Source organism: Micromonospora sp., assembly GCF_048594385.1.
In the GTDB taxonomy this organism is placed as follows: domain Bacteria; phylum Actinomycetota; class Actinomycetes; order Mycobacteriales; family Micromonosporaceae; genus Micromonospora; species Micromonospora wenchangensis.
In genome coordinates this window covers 1-22,054 of the sequence record NZ_JBMDWU010000144.1, presented here as the reverse complement: position 1 = coordinate 22,054, position 22,054 = coordinate 1, and the positions used below count along the sequence as shown (strand labels likewise).

Below are 22,054 nucleotides of genomic sequence, written 5' to 3'. Positions count from 1 at the left end.
TGTACCGGCCGGCGGGCCGGTCACGCACCGGTCTGGGCGTGGGCGGCGGCCACCGGCTTCGACTCCGGCGACGACGCCTGGCGCAGCACGATGCTCAGCAGGATCAACGCCCCGACGGCGAGGAACTCGCTCTGCCAGTTCTGCATCGACTGGAACCAGAAGTCGCTGGTGTGCAGGAACTGCCAGGCGCTGATCGGGGCCGTGCCGCTCTGCAGCGCCTGCTCCTCGTTGTAGGCGGCCACCCCGCCGAACAGGTGCCCGACGAAGGACCCGGCGAAGATCAGCAGCAGGACCAGCGGGAGGCTGTGCCGGTACACGGCGAGCGGGAACCCGCCGGCCCGCACCGGCCACGGCGCGTCCGGCCCGGCCTCCCGTTCGTCGTCGGCGGCCCGGTCGGTGGTGTCGTCGGTCTTCGACTCGGCCGACCCCTTCTGCACCAGGTACGCGGTGAGCAGGACGTAGCCGCCCATCTGGAGGAACTCCGACTCCCAGTTCTCGAAGACGGACTCGACGAAGTGCCCGCTGCCGAGATAGGCCCACCAGCTCAGCGTGGGTGCGCCGTACCCGGTCAGCTCCTCGTTGTGGGTCTGCCAACCGGTGACGCTCTGCAGCACCAGGAACACGGCGAACGCGCCCAGCATGGCCAGGCTCAGGGCGTTGTTCCGTAGCCAGCGCGCCATGACGACCTCCTCGTCCGTCGATCCCGTGCCCCGGGTGTGCGGCGGGCAAACGCCGCCGTGGCGCGCCGGGATCGGGAACCACCCGCTCGGGTGACGGGGGTCAGCCCCGGTCGAGGGGGACGTCCAGCCGGCCACCGGTGCCGGCGTCGTTGGACAGCAGCAGGCCGACGGCGAGCATGCCGAGGCCGAGTCCCAGGTGCAGCCAGCTGTCCGCGCCGTTGACCGGGACGATGTTGGCCGGGGCGTCCCGGGAGACGGCGAAGCCGTACAGCCAGAGCGCCAGGTAGACCGCCCCGCCGACGGTGAGGTAGAGCCGGGCGCCACCGAGCCGGCGGGCCAGCACCAGGCCGACCAACCCGAAGATCAGGTGCAGCAGGTTGTGCAGGACCGACACCTGGAACACCCCGAGCAGCTTCGCCCCGGAGTGGTGGCCGGCGAAGGCCAGCTCGTCGTAGCCGGTGGTGACGCCGGGGACGAAGCCGAGGACGCCGAGCAGCAGGAAGACGGCCGCGACGGCGGCGGCGACCGTCTGCACCCGGGGCTTCGGGGCGGCCGGGGCGGGCCGTCGTACGGCGTGAGCCATCGCTGTCACCTCCACGGGAGCCAACTGCGCGGCACAGTCGGACGATCCTCACATTCTGGGCCGACCGGCGACTTTCGGCGGGGAAAACGCGAATTGTGCATGGACCCGCAAAGCGGGGGTAGGTCGAAAAGCACCGGCCGACGAGATCGGCACATCCCCCCGCAACCACCGCGACGAGTATCCGAGCCGAAGGACCATCATGACGCACGATCTTTCGTCCACCACGTCATACGGACAGCAGAGCAACGGCACCGGCGTCCGGGAGCAGGCCCGCCAGGTCGGCACGGACGCCGCCCACGCCGGCGGGGCGGTCGCCCAGACCGCCCGTGAACAGGGCCACGAGGTGGTCGGCGAGGCCCGCCGCCAGGTGCGCAACCTCTACGGTGAGGCCCGTGACCAGCTCACCGCCCAGGGCGGCGAGCAGCAGCGCAAGGCGGCCGGTGGACTGCGGTCGCTGGCCGAGGAGATGCGCTCGATGGCGCAGAACGGCGGGCAGGGCGGCCCGGTCACCGAACTCGCCCACCAGGCCGCCGACCGGGTCCACGGAGTGGCCGGCTGGCTGGAGGAGCGCGAGCCGGGTGACCTGTTCAACGAGGTCAAGACGTACGCCCGCCGTAATCCCGGCACGTTCCTGATCGGCGCGGCGGTGCTCGGTGTGCTCGCCGGCCGGCTCGCCAAGGGCCTCACCGCCGACAGCGGCCCCGACCGGCACGGCGCGACGGGCGGCTACGACCCGGAGCAGACCGCCGTCATCCCGACCCAGGCCCCGCCGACCCCGCCGGTCGGCTACCTCGACCCGACGCCCGGCACCTACGCCGAGCCCGACCCGGGATACCCGGCCCAGGGCACGGCCCGACCCGACGGCGCGACCGGCCGCACCGGTTACCCCGACGACGGCACCGGCACCGGCTACGCCGACCCGGCCGGCGGCATCGGCCAGCCCCTGCCGCCGGTGACCCAGACCGACCCGCTGCCCGGCGTGCCGGCCAGCGGCGTGACCCGTCCGTGAGCCGCGCGACCAGCCGAAGGGAGGCGACGGCATGACCGTGCCGACGCAGGGGTCCGGACTGGACTCCGGATACCACCCCGCGGGTGCGCCGCACTCCGCGGACGAGGTCAGGAACAGCTCACTGGGCGACCTGATGCGGTCGGTCACCACCGACCTGTCCACCCTGATGCGCCAGGAGGTGGAGCTGGCCAAGGCCGAGATCCGCCAGGAGGGCAAGAAGGCCGGCAAGGCCGCCGGGTTGTACGGCGGAGCCGGCTTCGGCGGCTACATGGTCGCCCTCTTCCTCTCCATCGCGCTCTGGGCCGGGCTGTCCAACGTGCTGGACGCCGGGTGGGCGGGCCTGATCGTCGCCGTCGTCTGGGCGGGCATCGCCGCCGTCCTCTACTCGATGGCCAAGAAGAACGCCGCACACGTGCGGGGCCTCAGGCAGACCAATGACAGCGTGCAGCGCATCCCCGACGCGCTGAAGCCGCACCCGGAGGGAGTCACCCGATGAGCACCGATCCCGACCAGATCCGCCGGGAGATCGAGGCCACCCGCAACAGCCTCAGCACCGACGTGGACGCGCTGGCGTACAAGGTCAGCCCCGGCCGCATCGTCGACGACCGCAAGCAACGGGCGCGCAACGCGTTCCAGAATGTGAGGGACAGGGTGATGGGTACCGCTTCCGACCTGGGCCACGGCACCAGCCACGCCGCGCACTCCGTCGGCGACCGCGCCTCCGCGGCGGCCTCCGCCGTCGGCGACGGCGCCCACGCGGCGGCCTCGACCGTCGGCGACGCCGCCCACCGGGCCCCGCAGGTGATCCGGCAGAAGTCCGAGGGCAACCCGATCGCCGCCGGCCTGATCGCCTTCGGGGTCGGCATGCTGGTCTCCTCGCTGATCCCGGCCAGCCGGCGTGAGCAGGAACTGGCCGCGCAGGTCAGGGAGAAGGCCGGCGAGCACGGCGGAGCCGTCAAGGAGAAGCTGGGCGCGGTGGCCGGCGAACTCACGGAGGAGCTGCGCGAGCCGGCCCGGCAGGCCACCGAGTCGCTGCGCGGCACCGCCGAGGAGGCCGTGCACGCCGTCCGGGACGACACCCGGTCGGCCGCCCAGGAGGTGAAGGACTCCGCACAGCAGTCCCGCGAACAGGTACGCCACTGAAGCAGCACCGGCACCGGCCCGCGGCCACCCCCGGCATCCGCCGGTGGGGGGCCGCGGGGCGCCAACGGTCAGCGGCCCCGGGCGGCCGGGTCGGCCCGGACCCACCGGGTCAGCTCGCCCGGCTCCACCGGGGCCATCCGGCGCCGTAGCGTCCGCACCGAGTGGGCCGGGCGGCGCACCCGCCGACCGGCGTAGCGCACCCCGCCACGGCCGACCCGACGGGCCACCGCGAGCCAGCCGCAGAGCCCGCGTTCGAGCAGCCAGAACGGCGCGGCCAGGGCGGTGCCCGGGGGGAACACCGCCGTTCCGCCGGCCCGCCGCCGGCCGATCTCCGCCAGCGCCACCGCACCGGCCGCCCCGACGGCCAGCAGCCCCGGTCGGCGGGCCACCGACGCGGCCACCACCGCAGGCAGCACCGCCAGCGCCACCAGCAACCGCGCCGGTCGGGCCAGGTCGTCGTACGCCTGGCGGACCCGCTGGCCCCGGAAGTGCGCCGCGGTCGGCGGCAGCCGGCGGACGTAGAGCCAGGCGGGGCTGGCCTCGGTGCCGCCGTACGCGCGCACCGTGCGGACCAGTTCCAGGTTCTCGAAGAGCACGTCCGGGTCGTAGCCGCCCATCGCCCGGAAGGTGCTGCGCCGCACCGCCAGGGTGCCCGGCCAGTCGACGCCGAACGCCCGGTTGAGCAGGGTCCGGCCGGTGTCCCACCAGGCGTGCCAGGGCAGCGGGTCGAAGTAGTTCTGCGGGCGGACCAGGTCGACGGTGTCCAGCAGCCGGTGCACCACCCGCAGCTCCGCCTCGGTGTACCGGACGTCGTCGTCGGCGATCACCACGTGCTCGTGCCGGGCCGCCGCCACCCCGGTCAGCACCCCGCGGACCTTGCCGTTGAGCCCGTGCACCGCCGGATCGGGGGGCAGGTGCCGCAGCAGGCCGTGCCAGTGGGCGGCGTGCCGGGCGAACACCGGCGGCGGCGAGCCGTCGACCACGGTCACCTCGACCAGCCGGCACAGGGTGCGCAGGTAGCCGGTCAGCTCGGCCAGGTCGTCGTCGTCGGTCCGGTGCAGGGGCAGGACGTACTCGACGGGGAGCCGGGGCGGGCGTGGCGGGCCGCCCGGCGCGGCGGCCGGGCGGGACCCGACCGGGGCCGGACGCGCCGACCCGGCGGGGGCGCTCACCCGCGAGCCCCGTGCCGCCGGGCGGCCGGCATGCTGCGGACGTCGGCGAGCACCAGGCCGCTGGGCGGCAGGGTCGGCACCTTGGCCAGGTCCAGGGCGAGGTCCTGCGGCGGGAGCCGGTAGTCCATCGCCCCGGTGAGCAGGCCGACCGCCTGCTTCATCAGCTCGATGGTGATCCACTCCCCGGCGCAGCGGTGGCCGGCCAGGTGGCTGCCCCCGCCCTGCGGCACGAAACCGTACGGGTCGTCCCGCCAGCCGGCGAACCGCTCCGGGCGGAACCGCTCCGGCTCGGACCAGATCCCGGGGTGGTGGTTGGTGCCGTACAGGTCGAGCAGCACCCGGCGGTCCTTCGGGAAGTGGTGCCCCTGCCACTCGAAGGGGTGCCGCACCCGGGCGAAGGCGACCGGGAAGAACGGGTAGTAGCGGCGGACCTCCTGGACGAACCACTCGGTCGGCTCGTCACCGGCGCGCACCCGGTCCCGCCAGTCCGGATGGTCGTGCAGGGCCAGGGCGGCGAACAGGACGTACCGGTCGACGGCGACGGTGGGACGCAGCACGTTGATCAGTTCCACGGCGGCGACCCGGCGGGGGAGCAGCCGCCCCTCGGCGTCGCGGTGCTCGGCGATCACCGCGAGCGCGCTGCCCTCGGGCGCGGCAACGGTGCCGACCCGTACCCGTTCCACCAGGTCGGCGATCCAGCGTTCGGCCCGCAGGCGACCGCGCAACCCGCGCCAGTGCCGGGGGCCGAGCGCGGCCGGTCCGTCGATCATGGCCTGCATCTGGGCGTTGCGCCGGCGGACCTCGCTCTCCGGCAGGGGTACGCCCGCCCAGGCGCAGACCGCCCGCAGCAGCATCGGGCCCACCTCGTCGCGGAGCACCACGGGACCGCCGCCACCCCAGGCCGCCAGCCGGATCCGCCACTCGTCGGCGAAGAGCCGGCCGATCCGCTCGACCGCCGAGGGCGTCATGATCGACATGAACATGGCCTTGCGGTCGGTGTGGGCCGGACCGTCCAACCCCTGCACCCCACCCTGCCCGGTCAGCGTCCGCTGGCCCCGCTTGGGTGCCGCACCGGCACGCCGGAAGCGCTCCGGGTCGTAGAACAGTTCCGCCGCGGCCCGCCCCCGCAGGAAGATCGTCGGCTCCAGGAGAAACCGGGCGGTGAAGATGTCCGTGTCGTAGCGCTCACACCTGTTGCTGATGAACCGGTAGCCCTCGCGAAAGAACGCCAGCGTGCTCTCCGGGCTGCGGTCGGCCGGTGTGGTGGCCATCGGGCTCTCCTGACGCGGTGACGGTCGGCGGACCCGGCTGGTCGGCCGCGGGTCGTCTACCCCGGTTCGGGGCCCTGAATCCCGCCGTGCCGCCGGACGGTGACCGGGTGCCCGCTGGCCCCTCCCGGGCCGCCGTGAACCTGGTTGGCTCGACACCGGGCCACCACGGGCGGCCGTGGGGCGTTCGACGACGGGGAGGACCGGATGCGGGAGAACACGCCGCCGTACTGGCGTCAGCGACAGGTGGTCGACGTGCTCGGCCGGGCCGGCGGGGACCACCCGCCGGGGCGGCCGCTGCTCGCCCGGCCGCGCCGGCCGTCCCGGCGGTTCACCGTGCACCTCGGGTTCACCGCCGACGGGCCGGAGCACGCCCGGGAGCTGGCGGTGGCGTACGCGGAGGCGCTGAGCCTGCTCCGCCCGGAGCTGGTGCTGGCCTCGGTCGCGCTGTCCCCGGCCGATGCCTGGCGGGACGCGGAGCGGCTGTTCTGTTCCGCCGTCGGCCCGGACGGCGACCGCTGCGCCGACGTCGCCGGCCACCCCGGGTTCCACCATGCCCCGGGGCCGGGCGGGCTGGGCTGGGGCGAGGGGGACGGGTGAGCCGCCGTCCGGGCACCGCCGCGCCGGCCCGCGTCGGGGCGGGGCGGCGGTCGCCCGACGGGCCGGTGCCCCCGGGCGTGGGGCGGGTCGCCGCGTACCGCCCGGGGGTCGCCGCCCGGCGGTCAGTCCAGGTCGAACTCGCCGTCCTGGGCACCGGCGACGAACGCGTCCCACTCGGCCTGGGTGAACACCAGCACCGGGCCGTCCGGCTCGGCCGAGTTGCGCATCCCGATCAGGTCGTCCACGAAGGCCACCTCGACCGCGCTGTCGGAGGTGTCGCCCTCGGCTCGCTGCCAGACCGCCCGGGACAGGTCGAAGTCGCCCTTGGGGTGCTGACCCATTGTTGATCCTCCATTGCCGCGCGTATCGGGGAGCCCGGCCGGCTCCCCGTCGGGCAGGATAAGCGGATGCCGAGCCTGACCCGTGTAGAGGCGACCGCGCGTCGCGCACTGATCGATGTCGAGTCCTATCAGGTGGACCTCGATCTCACCGGTGGCGACGAGCGTTTCCGCTCGACGACCACCATCCGGTTCCGCGCCGCCACCCCCGACGCCGAGACGTTCGTCGAGGTCAAACCCGCAGTCCTGGAGGCGGTCCGGCTCAACGACCGGAAGCTCGACCCGGCGGCCCTCGCCGACGGCCGGTTCCCGCTCACCGGGCTGGCGGCGGAGAACACCCTCACGGTCACCGCCGAGATGGCCTACACCAACACCGGCGAGGGGATGCACCGCTTCGTCGACCCGGCCGACGGCGCGACGTACCTCTACGCGATGTCCTTCCTGGACGAGGCGCCACGCATCTTCGCCGCCTTCGACCAGCCCGACCTCAAGGCCCCGGTGACCCTCGCCGTGACCGCTCCGCCGCAGTGGACGGTCGCCGCCAACGGCCCGCTCGCCGCCAACCCGGCCCCGGGACGCTGGGAGTTCGCCCCCACCGCGCCACTGGCCAGCTACTTCGTCACGCTGATCGCCGGCCCCTGGCACGTACGGCGGGACAGCCACGGCGACATCCCGCTGGGCGTCTACTGCCGGCAGTCGTTGGCCGCGCACCTCGATGCCGACCTCGACGAGATCCTCACCGTCACCAAGCAGTGCCTGGACCGGTTCCACCAGCTCTTCGCCGAGCCGTACCCGTTCGTCAAGTACGACCAGGCGTTCGTGCCGGAGTTCAACGCCGGGGCGATGGAGAACCCGGGCCTGGTCACCATCCGCGACGACGACGTGTTCCGCTCGGCGGTCACCGACAGCGAGCGGGAGCAGCGGGCCACCACCATCGCCCACGAGATGGCCCACATGTGGTTCGGTGACCTGGTCACGATGCGCTGGTGGGACGACCTGTGGCTGAACGAGTCCTTCGCCGAGTACCTGGGCACCCGGGTCACCGCCGAGGCGACCCGGTTCGACCGGGCCTGGACGACCTTCGCGATCCGCCGCAAGGCGTGGGGGTACGCCGCCGACCAGCGCCCGTCCACCCATCCGGTCGCCCCGGAGGAGGTCGCCGACGCCGCCCAGGCCCTGCTCAACTTCGACGGCATCTCGTACGCCAAGGGCGCCAGCGTGCTCCGCCAGCTCGTCGCCTGGCTCGGCGACGACGCCTTCCTGGCCGGGCTCAACCAGCACTTCGCCGCTCACCGGTTCGGCAACGCCACCCTGGCCGACCTGCTGGCCAGCCTCAGCGCCGCCAGCGGGCGGGACCTCACCGACTGGGCCGACCGCTGGCTGCGTCAACCGCAGGTCAACACGCTGCGGACGGAGACCTCGGTGGACGCCGACGGCCGGTGGTCCTCGGTGGCGGTGGTGCAGACCGCGCCGTCGGAGCACCCGGTGCTGCGCCCACACCGCATCGCGGTCGGCCGGTACGCCTGCGACGGCGCGGTGGAACGGGTCGAGGTCGATCTCGACCCGGCCGCCGACGACGGACGCACCGCGCTTCCCGCGCTGACCGGCCGGGCCGCCGGGCTGCTCCTGCCCAACGACGGTGACCTCACCTTCGCCAAGATCCGGCTCGATCCGGCGTCGGTGGACGCGGTCGCCACGGTGCTGCCCACGCTCACCGACCCGCTGGCCCGTGCGCTGCTGTGGGAGGAGACGCTGGACGCCGCCACCGACGGTGAGCGGCCGGTGTCGGCGGTGGTGGCGCTGCTGACGGCGGCCCTGCCCACGGAGACCGAGGTGGCCGTCGCGGAGAGTGTGCTCGTCCGCAGCCGCAACCTGGTCGACCGCTATCTCGACCCGCTCGCCCGGGACGCCGCGCTGCTGCGTACGGCCGACGCCTGCGCCACGCTGCTCGCCACCGCCCCGGCCGGCGGGTCGCTGCAACTGGCCGCCGTGCGGGGGCTGCTCTCCGCCACCGCCGACGCCGACCTGCTCGCCGGTTGGCTGGTCGGCCGGGGCGTGCCCGACGGGCTGGCCGTCGACGCCGAGCTGCGCTGGGCGCTGCTGCACCGGCTGGTGGTGCTGGGCGCGGCAGGCGAGACCGAGATCGCGGCCGAGGCGGCGACCGACCGCAGCGCCACCGGTGCGGAACGGGCGGCCCGGTGCCGGGCGGCCCTGCCGGAGGTGGCCGCGAAGGAGGCCGCCTGGGAGATCGTCACCCGGGACACCACCCGCTCCAACCGGCTCGTCGAGGCGGCGGCCGAGGGGTTCTGGCAGCCGGACCAGGCGGAGCTGACCGGTACGTACGTCGACCGGTACTTCACCGAGATGCCGGCGGCGGCGCGGCGGCGTACCCCGTGGGTGGCCGAACGGGTCGCCCGGCTGGCCTTCCCCCGCTACGCCGTGGCGCAGCCCACGCTGGATTCGGCCGCGACCCTGCTCATCCGGGACGACCTGACCCCGGGGTTGCGCCGCAGCGTCGTCGACGCCGCCGACGACCTGCGTCGGGCCCTGGTCGCCCGGACGGCGGTCGCGGCGGCCGCCGCCGGCGGGTCGGTCCGCGCCGGGCCCGGGCGGGCCCGGCGCGGGGCGGCCTACGATCATGGGGTGGAGGACGACATCCGACGGATCGGCATCATGGGCGGCACCTTCGACCCGATCCATCACGGTCACCTGGTGGCGGCCAGCGAGGTGGCCGACCGGTTCGCCCTGGACGAGGTGGTCTTCGTGCCGACGGGGCAGCCGTGGCAGAAGGCGGACACCCCGGTCAGCCCGGCCGAGGACCGCTACCTGATGACGGTGATCGCCACCGCCTCCAACCCCCGGTTCCAGGTCAGCCGGGTCGACATCGACCGCGGCGGCCCCACCTACACCGTCGACACCCTGCGGGACCTGCACCACGAGTACGGCCCGAAGGCGCAACTGCACTTCATCACCGGCGCCGACGCGCTGGAGCGGATCCTGTCCTGGAAGGATCTGGACGAGATCTTCGCGCTGGCCCATTTCATCGGGGTGACCCGGCCCGGGTTCGAGCTGACCGACAAGCACCTGCCGGCCGACACCGTCAGCCTGGTGCAGGTGCCCGCGATGGCGATCTCCTCGACCGACTGCCGGGAGCGGGTCGGCCGGGGGGAACCGGTCTGGTACCTGGTGCCCGACGGTGTGGTGCAGTACATCGCGAAACGACGGCTCTACCAGCGGTGATTACGCCCGGTTACAGGTACTTCGTCCCGGTAAGCGGCCAGAACTGACAAGTCGTCTCCGCGCCGGGTGTGAGACGCTTGACGGGTCGCACTGTTGATCGAAGGAGAACGGTGACAGTTTCCGAACGCGCTCACGAGCTGGCGATGGCCGCCGCCCAGGCCGCGGCCGACAAGAAGGCGCAGGACATCGTCATCATCGACGTGGGTGACCAGCTCGCCATCACCGACGCGTTCCTGGTGGCCTCGGCGCCCAACGAGCGTCAGGTGATGGCCATCGTCGACGCCGTCGAGGAGCGTCTGCTGGAGCTGCCCGAGAAGGCCAAGCCGATTCGCCGCGAGGGTGAGCGGGGTGGCCGCTGGGTGCTGCTCGACTACGTCGACATCGTGGTCCACGTCCAGCACACCGAGGAACGCGAGTTCTACGCCCTCGACCGGCTCTGGAAGGACTGCCCCCAGCTCCCGTTCGTCGACCGCGACCTGGTCGAGGCCGACGCCGCGGGTGCCGCCGCCGAATGACCCGCCTGATCATCTGGCGGCACGGCAACACCGACTGGAACGCCGCCGGTCGGGTGCAGGGGCAGATCGACGTACCCCTCAACGACCTCGGCCGGGAGCAGGCCAGCGCCGCCGCCCCGCTGCTCGCGGCGCTGCGCCCGGCCGTCGTCGTCGCCTCCGACCTGAGCCGCGCCGCCGACACCGCCGCCACGCTCACCCGGCTCACCGGCCAGCCGGTACGCCCCGACGCCCGGCTGCGGGAACGGCACTTCGGCCAGTGGCAGGGCCTCGCCCTCACCGACGCCGCCGCCCGGTTCCCCACCGAGCACGCCCGGTGGCGGGCCGGCGACCCGGACCCGGGAGCGGGCATCGAACCCCTCGACGACCTCGGCAAGCGGGTCGGCGAGGCGTTGCTCGCCGCCGTCGAGCTGGCCGACGGGGGCACCGTCGTGGTCGCCACCCACGGTGGCGCCGCCCGGCAGGGCGTCGGTCAGCTCCTCGGCTGGGACCACACCGTGCTGCGCAGCATCGGCTCGCTGGCCAACTGCCACTGGACCGAACTACGCCACAACGACCTGCGGGGCTGGCACCTGCGCGCGCACAACGTCGGCCCGCTCACCCCGCCGCCACCGGCCGAGCCGGTCTGAACCGACCGGTCCGCACCGCCCCGGGTCGACCGGTCCGGGAGGTCCGTGCCGGCCGGCCGGGGCGGGCGGTCCCGGCATCGGCTAGCGTGCCGGGCATGTCCGTCGCGGTCGTCACCGACTCCACCGCCTACCTTCCACCCGGGCCGGTGCGGGCGCACCGGTTGACCGTGGTGCCGCTGACCGTCGTACTCAACGGCGCGGAGGGGCTGGAGGGGGTGGAGACCCACCCTGCCGACGCCACCCGGGCCCTCGGCGGCCGGCGGGTCTCGGTGAGCACGTCCCGGCCGTCACCGGCGCAGTTCGCCGCCACGTACCGGCGGCTGCTGGCCGACGGCGCGGACGGCGTGCTGTCGGTGCACCTGTCGGCCGAGCTGTCCGGCACGGTCGAGGCGGCCCGGCTCGCCGCCGCCGAGGTCGGCGACCGCGTCGAGGTGGTCGACAGCCGGTCCACCGGCATGGGGCTGGGCTTCCCGGCGCTGGCCGCCGCCGGCGCCGCCGAGGCGGGCGTCGACCTGCCCGGGGTACGCGCGGCGGCGCTGGCCGCCGTCGACCGCACCACCATCTTCTTCTACGTCGACACGCTGGAGTTCCTGCGCCGGGGTGGCCGGATCAACGCGGCTGAGGCGCTGCTCGGCACCGCCCTGTCGGTCAAGCCGATCATGCACATGCCGGACGGCGCGATCGTGGTGCGCGACAAGGTGCGTACCGCCAGCCGGGGGATGGCCCGCCTGATCGACCTGGCGGTCGAGGCCGCCGCCGACGCCGAGGTGGACCTCGGGGTGCACCACCTCGCCGCCCCGCACCGTGCCGAGCACCTCGTCGAGGCGCTCACCGCCCGGCTCGGCGACCGCCTGCACGACACGTACGTCTCCGAGGCCGGTGCGGTGGTCGCCGCCCACGCCGGGCCGGGCCTGGCCGGTGTCGTGATCCACCGCCGGCAGGCCTGAACGGGTCGGCCGCCGTGCCCGTCGGTCGGGGTCCGCATAGCAGATCCGGCCATGATCAGGCGGTTGTCCACAGCCGCCGTCGCCGTCCACAGCCGACCTCCGCCGGCCGGAACGGGTGCCGCCCACCGGCCTAACCTCGCGCCGTGTCGGAGGACGAGGAAACCAGGGTGCGGGGACGGCTGTACCGGCTGACCGCAGGGGTGTCGGCGGTGGCACGGGCGGCGGACCCGCCGCAGCCGCCACCCCGCCCGTACCGGCCGGCGGCGTCGCGCATACCGGGTGCGGGTGGGGCGTCGCCGCCGGAGGCGGACACGGCCGGGACGTCCCCGCCGGAGGCGGGCACGGCCGGGACATCGGCCCGCCGCCGTCCCCGGCCGGCCACCGACGCCGGTTTCCGCGACGCCGGCTCCCTCGACCTCGGCGACTACCTCGACGGTGCTCCACGCGGTCCCGGGCCGCATGACGACGGCCCTTCCGACGCCGCTCCACGCCGGTATGACGACGACTCTTCCGACGCCGGTCCACGTCGCCACGACGACGGCCCTCGTGACGCCGGTGCACGCCGCCACGACGAGGGCCTTCGTGACGCCGGTGCACGTCGTCGTGCGGGGGACGATCCGGCCGTGTTCCGCCCCGGGGACCCGGACCACCGGCATCCCGCCGACGGTGACGACCTGGCACCGGCCGCCCGGTTGCCCGGTCCCGGTGTCTTCGATCCCGGCCGGCGCGGGGTCCGGGCACTGGCGGTCGTGGCGGTGGCCGTGGTGCTCGGCGCGGGATTCTGGGCCTGGCGGTCCCGCCCGCAGCCGGAACCGGTGCGCCCGGCGACGACCCTGGCCGGGCCGGAGTCCTCCGGCGGGCCCGCGTCCGGCGCGGCCGTCGCGCCGACCGGCGAGCTGGTGGTGGCGGTGGCCGGCCGGGTCCGCCGCCCCGGTCTGGTCCGGGTACCGGCCGGGGCGCGGGTCGCCGACGCGGTCGAGGCGGCCGGCGGGGCGCTGCCCGGCACCGACGTGGCACTGCTCAACCCGGCCCGGAAGGTGGCCGACGGGGAGCTGATCCTGGTCGGCGTCACCGCCCCACCCGACGCGGCAGGCTCCGGTGCGGCCCCGGCCGGGCCGGCGGCGGCACCCGGCGGGGCGGTGCCGGGTGGCCGGGTCAACCTGAACACCGCCACGGTGGCCCAGCTCGACGCGTTGCCCGGGGTCGGCCCGGTGCTCGCCCAACGCATCCTCACCCACCGCGACCAGCACGGCGGCTTCCGCAGCGTGGGCGACCTGCGCCAGGTCGACGGCATCGGCGACGCCCGGTACGAACAGCTCAAGGACCTGGTGACGGTGTGACCGCCGACCGGGCACCCGACCTGCGGCTGGCCGGGCTGGCGGTGGCGGCCTGGTTGGCGGCGCTGGCCTGCCTGCACCTCACCACCCGTACGGCGGTCCTGCTCGCCGTGGGTGCCGCCGTCCTCGCCGCCCTGCTCACCGCGCACCTGCTCGCGGTGCTGGGCACCCCGGTCGCCCCGGTCCGCCGGTACGGCTGGATCGCCGTCGCCGTGCTGCTCGGCGTGGTCTGCGGCGGCACCGCCACCGCGGCCCGGCTGCACGTGCGCGACGCCGCACCACTGCGCCCACTGGTCGACGACCGGGCCCGGGTCACCGTCGACCTGGTACTCCGCGACGATCCCCGGCCGGTACGCGGGGCGCCCGGCCGTCCGGCGACCCTGCTCGTCACCGCGCAGTCGAGCACCATCACCGATCCGCAGGGCCACCGCCTCCGGCTCCCGGTACGCCTGCTCGTGCTCGCCACCGATCCGGCCTGGCGGGGTCTGCTGCCGGGGCAGCGGCTGACCGTCGAGGGCAGGCTCGCCGCGCCCCGGGGCGGCGACCTCACCGCCGCCGTACTGACCGTGTCCGGCCCACCGGTCCGGGACGGGCCACCGCCGTGGCTCCAACGCGCCGCCGGCACCCTGCGGGCCGGTCTGCACCGGGCCTGCGCCCCGCTTCCGTCCGAACAGGGTGGTCTGCTGCCCGGCCTGGTCGTCGGGGACACCAGCCGGTTGCCGGCCACCGTGGAGGAGGACTTCCGGGCCACCGGGATGACCCACCTCAACGCGGTCTCCGGGTCGAACGTGGCGATCGTGGTCGGCGCGGTGCTGCTGGCGGCCCGGTGGGCCCGCGCCGGCCCCCGGCTGGCGGCGGTCCTCTGCGGGCTCGCCCTGATCGGTTTCGTCGTCCTGGTCCGTCCCTCGCCCAGCGTGGTACGGGCGGCCACCATGGGGGCGATCGGGCTGGCCGCGTTGGCGGTCGGGCGGCCCCGGGCCACACTGCCGGCGTTGGCCGCGGCGGTGACCGTGCTGGTGCTCGTCGACCCGGACCTGGCCGGGGACGCCGGCTTCGCGCTGTCGGTCCTGGCGACCGGCGGGTTGCTGCTGCTCGCCCCGGGCTGGCGCGACGGGCTGCGACGGCGGGGCGTACCTGCCGGGTTGGCGGAGGCCCTCGCCGTCCCGGCGGCGGCCCAGCTCGCCTGCGGGCCGGTGGTGGCCGGCATCTCCGGCACGGTGAGCCTGGTGGCGGTGCCGGCCAACCTGCTCGTGGTGCCGGCGATCGCCCCGGCCACGGTGCTGGGGGTGACGGCGGCGGTGATCTCGCCGGCGTGGCCGGCCGGGGCGGAGTTCGCCGCCTGGCTGGCGAGCTGGCCGGCCTGGTGGCTGGTCACCGTCGCCCGGGTGGGGGCCCGGCTGCCCGCCGGCACCCTGCCCTGGCCGGGCGGGCTGCCGGGCGCGTTGCTGCTGGCCGGGCTGACCCTGGGGCTGCTGCTGGCCGTCCGCCGGCCGCTGGTGCGCCGACTGGTGGCGGTCGGCGCGGCGGCGGTGGTGCTGGGCACCCTGCCGGTCCGGCTGGTGGCGAGCGGATGGCCGCCGGACGGTTGGGTGGTGGTGGCGTGTGCGGTCGGTCAGGGGGACGCCGTCGTGCTGCCGGTGGCGGCCGGCCGGGCGGTGGTGGTGGACGCCGGTCCGGAGCCGTCGGCGGTGGACGGTTGCCTGCGGCGGCTCGGGGTGCGCGAGGTCTCCCTGCTGGTGGTGAGCCACTTCCACGCCGACCACGTCGGTGGCGTGGCCGGGGTGACCCGGGGGCGGCGGGTGGCCACGGTGCTCACCCCGACCCTGACCGAGCCGGCGGCGGGGCGGGAACTGGTGGCGGCCGCCGTCGGGCCGGCGCGTCAGGTGGTGCCGGCGGCCGGCTGGTCGTACCGGTCGCCGGGGGTGGAGGTGGTCGTTCTCGGGCCGCCCTACCCGCTGCGGGCCACCCGGTCCGACCCGAACAACAACTCGCTGGTGCTACGGGCCACGGTGGCCGGCGTACGCGTCGTGCTGCCCGGGGACGCGGAGACCGAGGAGCAACGGGCACTGCTGGACCGGGTGCCGCCGCACGCGTTGCGGGCCGAGGTGCTCAAGGTGGCCCACCACGGCAGCGCCTACCAGGACCCGGCCTTCCTCGACGCGGTCCGGCCGGCGGTGGCGCTGGTGCCGGTGGGCATCGACAACGACTACGGGCATCCGAGCCCGGTGATCCTCGACCGGCTCGCCCGCTCCGGTGTGCGGGTGTTGCGGACCGACACCGACGGGGACGTGGCGGTGGTGGTGCGTTCCGGCCGGCTCGCGGTGGTCAACCGGGGACTGCCGCCGGGCCGCCGATGACCTGCCGGGCCGCCGATGACCTGCCGGATCGTCGATGACCTTCCGGGTCGCCCGATGACCCGGCGGGTCGCCGGTGATCCGCCGGACCGGCGTCCCGGTGGAACCGGGTGGACAGACGTCGCGGTGACCCGGCGGTGGGGCCTGTCGAGCCGGCACCCGAGGGGGCAGAGGCGAGAGAAAATCCGGACTGGAAGGGATATTGCGTGCACTAGCTGGCAATCGAGGTAAATGTCTATATTTGCGCTGAGTGCGGGGTGGGCCGTCGCAGCCGTCGATGAGCAGGCGCGATCCTCCGCCCAGCCGTGCCAAGATGAGCGACGTGACCGGCGTCGACCTTGCTCCTATTCTGCTCGTCCTCGGCGACGAGGAGCTGCTCGCCACGCGCGCGGTGACCGAAGCCGTGGCGAAAGCCCGCAGCGTCGACCCGCAGGTCGACGTCCGGGAGTACCAGGCCGGGGTGTTGGCCGTGGGCGAGATCGCCGAGATGCTCAGCCCCTCGTTGTTCGGTGGCCGGCGGGTGCTGGTGCTCCGCTCCGCCCAGGACGCCCGAAAGGACCTGGTCACCGCGCTGCTCGACTACGCCCGCAATCCCGACCCGGACGTCCAACTGGTGGCCCTGCACCTGGGCGGCGGCAAGGGCAAGGCGTTCGCCGACGGGCTGCGGGCCGCCGGTGCCACGGTCGTCCCGGCCGCGAAGCTCAAGGGGCACCGCGAGCGGGTGGCGTTCGTCCGCGACGAGATCCGCCGGGGCGGGGGCAGGTGCACCGACGACGCGGCCGAGGCGCTGATCGCCGCCGTCGGCACCGACCTGCGGGAGTTGGCCGCCGCCTGCTCGCAACTGCTCGCCGACACCGACGGGCGGATCGGCGCGGACATGGTGGCCCGCTACTACCGGGGTCGGGTCGAGGTGAGCGGCTTCACCGTCGCCGACGCCACCATGATCGGCGACGTGCCGGCCGCCCTGGAGGCGTTGCGTTGGGCCCTGCACGTCGGGGTCGATCCGGTCCCGATCGCCGACGCCCTCGCCGACGGGGTCCGCACGGTGGCCCGGGTCGCCGCCGCCGGGCGGGGCGACCCCTACCAGCTGGCGAGCACCCTCGGCATGCCGGCCTGGAAGATCAAGAATGCCCAGCAGCGGGCCCGGGGTTGGACCCCGGAGGGCCTGGTCGAGGCGATGCGGGCGGCGGCCGAGTGCAACGCGGCGGTCAAGGGCGGCGCCGACGACCGGGGATACGCACTGGAGAAGGCGGTCTTCTCGGTCGCCGCCGCCCGGCGGGGCAGCGCCCGGTGACCGGCCCCTCCCACCCGGTGGCGGGGCACGGTGGGCGGGTGACCGGCCCTCCCCGCCCGGTGGCGGGGCGCGGCGGACCCGGATGGTCGGTCGTACCGGCGGACGACCACCGCTACCGGCCGCTCTACGCCCGGCTGCTCGGCCTGCGCATCATCAACCCCGGCGGGGTGCTCTGTTTCCTCTTCTTCGAGGGGGCGGTGGCGTTCGCGGTGCTCCTCGCCCTGGCCGAGCTGGTGAGCTGGTGGGCGGTGGCGGTGCTGCCGCTGGCGGTGGCGATCATGGTCAAACTCAACGACGAGGTCGCCGGGCGGGTGGTCCACTCGGCGGCACTGGTGCCGGAGCAGGAGCGCGACCGGTTCCGGCGGGAACTCGAACCGGTCGTCGGGCGGGCCCCGGTGCCCTATCCGCTGCCCGGCACGGTGGTCACCGACGCGCCCGTACCGGGGAGGCCGACCGGGCCGCCGCTGCGCTCCCGGCGGTATCACGGCTAGCCCGACCACGGTCGTCGTCGTGCCACGACGCACCCGGGACGGGGCACGGGCTGCCGTCGCAGCGCACCACCGCCAGGGAGATGGCAGCACACCGTCGCCAGGGAAGAACACAGCCGAGAGCCCCGGGGTGGTGCCCCGGGGCTCTCGGTCAGGTGTGGGTCGCTCGGTCAGGCCGAGAACGAGTCGACGCGCTTCGCGATGGCCGACTTCCGGTTGGCCGCCTGGTTGGCGTGGATGACGCCCTTGCTGGCGGCCTTGTCGAGCTTGCGGGCGGCGTCACGCATCAGGGTGGTGGCCTTCTCGGTGTCACCAGCCTCCGCAGCCTCGTGGAACTTCCGGATGGCGGTCTTCAGCGACGACTTGACCGACTTGTTACGCAGCCGGCGCTTCTCGTTCTGCCGGTTGCGCTTGATCTGGGACTTGATGTTCGCCACGCGACAGCCTCGTCTTGATAGCTCGGTTTGGTCTGCAATCCGCGTGCGACGAGCATGCGCCATCGCCACGCGAAAAGCCAGGCTACCAGGTCGGCCGGGACGAGCCAAAACGCCCTGCCCGCACGAGACCGGGCCGGCCCGCCGCCGGTGGCCGACCGGTCCGGGCCGGTCGGTGTCAGTGCCAGCCCTGCCGGGCGGCGAGCCAGCGGAGCGCCTGCTCCCCGCTGAACCGCCGGTGCGCCCCGAGCAGCGCGGACGTGCCCGCCGGGTTCCCGCCGGCCGGCCCGGCGCCCGGCTCGACCGTCCCGACGCCCGAGGCGGGATCGGCCGTCGCCGGTGGGCCGGCGGCGGTGAGGTAGTAGCCGGCGAGCGCGGCCAGGGTCACGTCCAGGGCGTCGGGCGGGGCGTCGACCGCTGCCGGATGGGCGGCGAAGACGGCGTCCAGCCCGGCCCCGTCGGCGTACCCGGTGATCAACAGGCCGGCCAGGTCGAACCACGCGGGGCCGTGGCACAGCCAGTTCCAGTCGCAGAACCAGGCCCGGCCGGCGGGGTCCAGCAGCACGTTGTCCACCCGCAGGTCGCCGTGGGCCAGGCCGGGCGCGGCTGCCGCGTACCCGGGCAGGCGGGACTCCAGCGCGACGAGTTCGGGCAACCGGTCGCGGGCCGGCGAAATCAGCGGGGGCACCGGCTCCCGTCCGGCGGCCACCTCCTCCCACCACAGGATGTCGGAGCGGGCCAGGTCGGCCAGCCGGGGCAGGCCGAGTGCGGTCAGCCCGGCGGGTGGGTCGGCCAGCGCGGCGGCGACCCCGGCGTACCCGGCGAGCCCGGCGTCCAGCTCGGCCGGGTCCCAGGGCAGGCGGGGTGTCCGCCCGTCGACGGCGTCCAGGCCGACCGCGTACCAGCCGGCCGCGTCGAGCGCCCAGTGCGGGCGGGGCACCGGCAGGTCGGCCGGCAACCGGGCGAGGACGGCCAGGTCCCGGGCGTACCAGTCGGCCAGGTGACGCTGGCGGGCCAGGTCGGCGGCCTTGACGAAGACCCGCGCGCCGGTGGCCGTGGTGAGCACGGCGGCGAAGCCGCCGGTGAAGCCCGCGGTCGCGGTCCGGGCCGCGACCACCGGCGCGCCGAGCCGGCCGCCGACGGCCTCCCGCAGGCCGTCGGGCAGGTCCCGCCAGTCGGGTCGCACGGCGGTCTGGTGGTACGGCGGCGGCGTCGCGGACACCCCACCATCGTGCCCGGTCCGGCCGGGCCCGGCGACCGGCCCCCGGCCGGGTGCGGCCGGGGGCCGGCGCGGGTCTGGGAGACTCCGAGCCATGAGGACCGACGACTTCTGGCAGTTGATCGACCAGGCCCGTGCCGGGGCCGGGGGAGAGGCCGACGCGGTCGCCGCGCGGGCGGTCGCGCTGCTCGCCGAGCGCACCCCGGAGGACATCGTCGGGTACGCGCACCACCAGCAGCGGGTGCTGGCCGCCTCGTACCGGGTCGACCTGTGGGGTGCGGCGTACCTGATCAACGGAGGTGCCTCCGACGACGGGTTCGAGTATTTCCGGGGCTGGCTGATGACCCAGGGTCGGGCGGTCTTCGCCGCCGCGGTGACCGACCCGGATTCGCTGGCGGGGCTGCCCCGGGTGCGGTCGGCGGCGCTCAGCGGCGAGGAGTTCGAGTGCGAGGACATGCTGGCGGTGCCGTGGGACGCGTACCGCAAGGCGACCGCGGCTGAGCTGCCGGCGCAGCGGGACCCGGTGCGGATGCCGGACCTGAACGACTTCTGGGACTTCGACGACGAGGCGGAGGCCCGACGCCGGCTGCCGAAGCTCGCCGCCCTCTTCGTCGAGCCGCCCGAGGAGTGAGCCGCCGGTGGGGCCGCCGCCGGGTACCCGAGGAGTGATCGGACCGGGTTCGGAGCGACGTGGGAGCATAGAGGGGGCCGGCGGCGTGTCGGCCCGCTCACGTCAGCCGACCAGAACGGACCGCTGTGCCACCGACGCTCGATCCCGGCGCGAACGCTCCTGGTGCCACCGACCCGGCGCGCATCCGGAACTTCTGCATCATCGCCCACCTCGATCACGGGAAGTCGACCCTGGCCGACCGGATGTTGCAGCTCACCGGCGTGGTCGATCCCCGGCAGATGCGCGCGCAGTACCTCGACCGGATGGACATCGAGCGCGAACGCGGCATCACCATCAAGAGCCAGGCCGTCCGGATGCCGTGGACCATCCGCGAGGGCGAGCGGGCCGGTGAGCAGGCCGTCCTGAACATGATCGACACCCCGGGCCACGTGGACTTCACCTACGAGGTGTCCCGGTCGCTCGCCGCCTGCGAGGGGGCGCTGCTGCTGGTCGACGCGGCCCAGGGCATCGAGGCGCAGACGCTGGCGAACCTCTACCTGGCGCTGGAGAACGATCTCAAGATCATTCCGGTGCTCAACAAGATCGACCTGCCGGCCGCCCAGCCCGAAAAGTACGCCGAGGAGCTGGCCCACCTGATCGGCGGCGACCCGGCCGACTGCATCAGGGTCTCCGGCAAGACCGGTGACGGGGTGCCGTACCTGCTCGACGAGATCGTCAGGCAGTTCGTCCCGCCGGTCGGCGATGCCGACGCCCCCGCCCGCGCGATGATCTTCGACTCGGTGTACGACGTCTACCGGGGCGTGGTCACCTACGTCCGGGTCATCGACGGCCGGATCAGCGCCCGGGACCGGATCAAGATGATGTCCACCGCCGCCGTGCACGAGCTGCTGGAGATCGGCGTCATCTCCCCCGAGATGGTCAAGGCCGACGCGCTCGGCGTCGGCGAGGTGGGCTACCTGATCACCGGGGTGAAGGACGTCCGCCAGTCCCGGGTCGGTGACACCGTCACCATCAACGCCCGGCCGGCCACCGAGGCGCTCGGCGGTTACAAGGACCCGAAGCCGATGGTCTACTCCGGCCTCTATCCGATCGACGGCTCGGACTACCCCAACCTGCGCGAGGCGCTGGACAAGCTCAAGCTCAACGACGCCGCGCTCGACTACGAGCCGGAGACGTCGGGGGCGCTCGGCTTCGGCTTCCGCTGCGGCTTCCTCGGCCTGCTGCATCTGGAGATCATCCGGGAGCGGCTGGAGCGGGAGTACAACCTCGACCTGATCTCCACCGCGCCGAACGTGGTCTACCGGGCCATCACCGACGACGGTGAGGAGATCGTGGTGACCAACCCGAGCGAGTACCCCACCGGCAAGATCGCCGAGGTGTACGAGCCGGTGGTGCGGGCCACCGTGCTCACCCCGAACGACTACGTGGGCGCGGTGATGGAGCTGTGCCAGGGGCGGCGGGGCAGCCTGCTCGGCATGGACTACCTCTCCGCCGACCGGGTGGAACTGCGCTACACCCTCCCGCTCGCCGAGATCATCTTTGACTTCTTCGACCAGCTCAAGAGCCGTACCAAGGGGTATGCCTCGCTGGACTACGAGCCCTCCGGCGAGCAGGCGTCCGACCTGGTCAAGGTGGACATCCTGCTGCACGGCGAGCCGGTGGACGCGTTCAGCGCGATCGTGCACAAGGACAAGGCGTACAACTACGGCACGACGATCGCTGCGAAGCTGCGCAACCTGATCCCGCGCCAGCAGTTCGAGGTGCCGATCCAGGCGGCCATCGGCAGCCGGGTGATCGCCCGGGAGACCATCCGTGCCATCCGCAAGGACGTCCTCGCCAAGTGCTACGGCGGTGACATCAGCCGTAAGCGCAAGCTGCTGGAGAAGCAGAAGGAGGGCAAGAAGCGGATGAAGATGGTGGGCCGGGTCGAGGTCCCCCAGGAGGCCTTCATCGCCGCGCTCTCCTCGGACTCCGCCGACGCCAAGCCGGCCGGCAAGAAGTAGCCGGGCGCGCACGCCCGATCGGGTCGGCCGCGCCCCGCGCGGCCCGGCCGGTCCCGGTACCCACGACGGCCGGCGGCCCCGGTGTTCCGACCGGGCCGCCGGCCGTCGGGGTGCGCGCCCCGGTGTCGGAAGGACGAATTTTTCCGCCCCGGCGTAGCCGCCCGGTGGGCTGG

At 74.5% G+C, this 22,054-nt stretch carries 21 protein-coding genes and 1 pseudogene; 15 read left to right on the top strand and 7 right to left on the bottom strand.

The window, feature by feature from the left end; all coding sequences use genetic code 11:
* Window positions 1–20 precede the first annotated feature (20 nt).
* Together ACOJTC_RS07130 and ACOJTC_RS07125 are read right to left on the bottom strand one after the other, a co-directional pair.
* Window positions 21–680: a DUF6766 family protein gene (locus ACOJTC_RS07130; protein ID WP_420116240.1), complete on the bottom strand. Its 660-nt coding sequence runs from the start codon at window positions 678–680 to the stop codon at window positions 21–23.
* Window positions 681–780: 100 nt separating this feature from the next.
* Window positions 781–1,263 carry a DUF4383 domain-containing protein gene (locus ACOJTC_RS07125; RefSeq protein WP_420116239.1) on the bottom strand — a complete coding sequence of 161 codons (483 nt, stop codon included), beginning with the start codon at window positions 1,261–1,263 and terminating at the stop codon, window positions 781–783.
* A 199-nt stretch (window positions 1,264–1,462) separates the two neighbouring features.
* Between ACOJTC_RS07125 and ACOJTC_RS07120 the strand changes: the two genes are divergently transcribed.
* From ACOJTC_RS07120 to ACOJTC_RS07110, 3 genes are read left to right on the top strand one after another with little or no spacing between them, the layout of a single operon-like run.
* Window positions 1,463–2,272 (top strand): hypothetical protein, encoded by an 810-nt coding sequence (locus ACOJTC_RS07120; protein WP_420116238.1) that lies wholly within the window; start codon window positions 1,463–1,465, stop codon window positions 2,270–2,272.
* Window positions 2,273–2,303: 31 nt separating this feature from the next.
* Window positions 2,304–2,768 (top strand): phage holin family protein, encoded by a 465-nt coding sequence (locus tag ACOJTC_RS07115; RefSeq protein ID WP_420116237.1) that lies wholly within the window; start codon window positions 2,304–2,306, stop codon window positions 2,766–2,768.
* Window positions 2,765–3,415, top strand: coding sequence for a DUF3618 domain-containing protein (locus ACOJTC_RS07110; RefSeq protein ID WP_420116236.1), 651 nt, complete (start codon window positions 2,765–2,767; stop codon window positions 3,413–3,415). The genes ACOJTC_RS07115 and ACOJTC_RS07110 overlap by 4 nt, the downstream gene beginning before the upstream one ends.
* A 68-nt stretch (window positions 3,416–3,483) precedes the next feature.
* On the opposite strand, the gene ACOJTC_RS07105 is transcribed toward ACOJTC_RS07110, so the two are convergent.
* Together ACOJTC_RS07105 and ACOJTC_RS07100 are read right to left on the bottom strand one after the other, a co-directional pair.
* Window positions 3,484–4,587: a glycosyltransferase gene (locus tag ACOJTC_RS07105; RefSeq protein ID WP_420116235.1), complete on the bottom strand. Its 1,104-nt coding sequence runs from the start codon at window positions 4,585–4,587 to the stop codon at window positions 3,484–3,486.
* On the bottom strand, window positions 4,584–5,858 hold the full coding sequence (locus ACOJTC_RS07100) for a cytochrome P450 (RefSeq protein ID WP_420116234.1): 1,275 nt from the start codon (window positions 5,856–5,858) through the stop codon (window positions 4,584–4,586). The genes ACOJTC_RS07105 and ACOJTC_RS07100 overlap by 4 nt, the downstream gene beginning before the upstream one ends.
* A 204-nt stretch (window positions 5,859–6,062) precedes the next feature.
* On the opposite strand from ACOJTC_RS07100, the gene ACOJTC_RS07095 reads away from it, so the two are divergent.
* Window positions 6,063–6,455 carry a hypothetical protein gene (locus tag ACOJTC_RS07095; protein WP_204926275.1) on the top strand — a complete coding sequence of 131 codons (393 nt, stop codon included), beginning with the start codon at window positions 6,063–6,065 and terminating at the stop codon, window positions 6,453–6,455.
* Window positions 6,456–6,577: 122 nt separating this feature from the next.
* Here ACOJTC_RS07095 and ACOJTC_RS07090 read toward each other — a convergent pair whose 3' ends face one another.
* Window positions 6,578–6,796, bottom strand: a complete 219-nt coding sequence (locus ACOJTC_RS07090) for a DUF397 domain-containing protein (RefSeq protein WP_067312494.1) — start codon at window positions 6,794–6,796, stop codon at window positions 6,578–6,580.
* A 66-nt stretch (window positions 6,797–6,862) separates the two neighbouring features.
* On the opposite strand from ACOJTC_RS07090, the pseudogene pepN reads away from it, so the two are divergent.
* From pepN to ACOJTC_RS07045, 9 genes and pseudogenes are all read left to right on the top strand, one after another.
* Window positions 6,863–9,376, top strand: a pseudogene (gene pepN, locus ACOJTC_RS07085) (aminopeptidase N); the annotation flags it as partial.
* A gap of 60 nt (window positions 9,377–9,436) precedes the next feature.
* Complete coding sequence (gene nadD / locus ACOJTC_RS07080; RefSeq protein WP_204926277.1) at window positions 9,437–10,033, top strand: nicotinate-nucleotide adenylyltransferase; 597 nt, start codon at window positions 9,437–9,439, stop codon at window positions 10,031–10,033.
* 110 nt (window positions 10,034–10,143) lie between these two features.
* Window positions 10,144–10,548 (top strand): ribosome silencing factor, encoded by a 405-nt coding sequence (gene rsfS / locus ACOJTC_RS07075; protein WP_204926278.1) that lies wholly within the window; start codon window positions 10,144–10,146, stop codon window positions 10,546–10,548.
* Window positions 10,545–11,174 carry a histidine phosphatase family protein gene (locus ACOJTC_RS07070; protein WP_204926279.1) on the top strand — a complete coding sequence of 210 codons (630 nt, stop codon included), beginning with the start codon at window positions 10,545–10,547 and terminating at the stop codon, window positions 11,172–11,174. The genes rsfS and ACOJTC_RS07070 overlap by 4 nt, the downstream gene beginning before the upstream one ends.
* Window positions 11,175–11,269: 95 nt before the next feature.
* The gene (locus tag ACOJTC_RS07065) at window positions 11,270–12,121 is read left to right on the top strand and encodes a DegV family protein (protein WP_357932088.1); all 852 of its coding nucleotides are present in this window, start codon (window positions 11,270–11,272) and stop codon (window positions 12,119–12,121) included.
* A 623-nt stretch (window positions 12,122–12,744) separates the two neighbouring features.
* Window positions 12,745–13,461, top strand: coding sequence for a ComEA family DNA-binding protein (locus tag ACOJTC_RS07060; protein ID WP_204926281.1), 717 nt, complete (start codon window positions 12,745–12,747; stop codon window positions 13,459–13,461).
* Window positions 13,458–15,815, top strand: coding sequence for a ComEC/Rec2 family competence protein (locus ACOJTC_RS07055; protein WP_420116233.1), 2,358 nt, complete (start codon window positions 13,458–13,460; stop codon window positions 15,813–15,815). Before ACOJTC_RS07060 ends, ACOJTC_RS07055 begins: the two co-directional genes overlap by 4 nt.
* Before the next feature lie 310 nt (window positions 15,816–16,125).
* Window positions 16,126–17,106, top strand: a complete 981-nt coding sequence (gene holA, locus ACOJTC_RS07050; protein ID WP_363792151.1) for a DNA polymerase III subunit delta — start codon at window positions 16,126–16,128, stop codon at window positions 17,104–17,106.
* 59 nt (window positions 17,107–17,165) lie between these two features.
* A complete protein-coding gene (locus ACOJTC_RS07045; protein WP_420116253.1) occupies window positions 17,166–17,597 on the top strand; it encodes a hypothetical protein in 432 nt (143 codons plus the stop codon).
* 167 nt (window positions 17,598–17,764) lie between these two features.
* Here the strand turns inward: ACOJTC_RS07045 and rpsT are convergent, their stop codons facing one another.
* A complete protein-coding gene (gene rpsT / locus ACOJTC_RS07040; protein ID WP_088644372.1) occupies window positions 17,765–18,031 on the bottom strand; it encodes a 30S ribosomal protein S20 in 267 nt (88 codons plus the stop codon).
* Between the two features lie 175 nt (window positions 18,032–18,206).
* Entirely contained in the window at window positions 18,207–19,250 is a 1,044-nt protein-coding gene (locus ACOJTC_RS07035) for a phosphotransferase family protein (RefSeq protein ID WP_420116232.1), read from the bottom strand.
* 91 nt (window positions 19,251–19,341) lie between these two features.
* On the opposite strand from ACOJTC_RS07035, the gene ACOJTC_RS07030 reads away from it, so the two are divergent.
* On the top strand, window positions 19,342–19,878 hold the full coding sequence (locus ACOJTC_RS07030) for a DUF4240 domain-containing protein (RefSeq protein WP_377687415.1): 537 nt from the start codon (window positions 19,342–19,344) through the stop codon (window positions 19,876–19,878).
* 125 nt (window positions 19,879–20,003) lie between these two features.
* On the top strand, window positions 20,004–21,881 hold the full coding sequence (gene lepA, locus ACOJTC_RS07025; protein ID WP_420116231.1) for a translation elongation factor 4: 1,878 nt from the start codon (window positions 20,004–20,006) through the stop codon (window positions 21,879–21,881).
* The last annotated feature ends 173 nt before the right edge of the window (window positions 21,882–22,054 follow it).

Coding starts and splice junctions, on each gene's coding strand:
- ACOJTC_RS07090 (WP_067312494.1), bottom strand. CDS start 6,796: ATGGGTCAGCACCCCAAGGGCGACTTCGACCTGTCCCGGGCGGTCTGG.
- holA (WP_363792151.1), top strand. CDS start 16,126: ATGAGCGACGTGACCGGCGTCGACCTTGCTCCTATTCTGCTCGTCCTC.
- ACOJTC_RS07070 (WP_204926279.1), top strand. CDS start 10,545: ATGACCCGCCTGATCATCTGGCGGCACGGCAACACCGACTGGAACGCC.
- ACOJTC_RS07115 (WP_420116237.1), top strand. CDS start 2,304: ATGACCGTGCCGACGCAGGGGTCCGGACTGGACTCCGGATACCACCCC.
- ACOJTC_RS07130 (WP_420116240.1), bottom strand. CDS start 680: ATGGCGCGCTGGCTACGGAACAACGCCCTGAGCCTGGCCATGCTGGGC.
- ACOJTC_RS07100 (WP_420116234.1), bottom strand. CDS start 5,858: ATGGCCACCACACCGGCCGACCGCAGCCCGGAGAGCACGCTGGCGTTC.
- ACOJTC_RS07030 (WP_377687415.1), top strand. CDS start 19,342: ATGAGGACCGACGACTTCTGGCAGTTGATCGACCAGGCCCGTGCCGGG.
- ACOJTC_RS07125 (WP_420116239.1), bottom strand. CDS start 1,263: ATGGCTCACGCCGTACGACGGCCCGCCCCGGCCGCCCCGAAGCCCCGG.
- ACOJTC_RS07120 (WP_420116238.1), top strand. CDS start 1,463: ATGACGCACGATCTTTCGTCCACCACGTCATACGGACAGCAGAGCAAC.
- ACOJTC_RS07095 (WP_204926275.1), top strand. CDS start 6,063: ATGCGGGAGAACACGCCGCCGTACTGGCGTCAGCGACAGGTGGTCGAC.
- ACOJTC_RS07065 (WP_357932088.1), top strand. CDS start 11,270: ATGTCCGTCGCGGTCGTCACCGACTCCACCGCCTACCTTCCACCCGGG.
- ACOJTC_RS07110 (WP_420116236.1), top strand. CDS start 2,765: ATGAGCACCGATCCCGACCAGATCCGCCGGGAGATCGAGGCCACCCGC.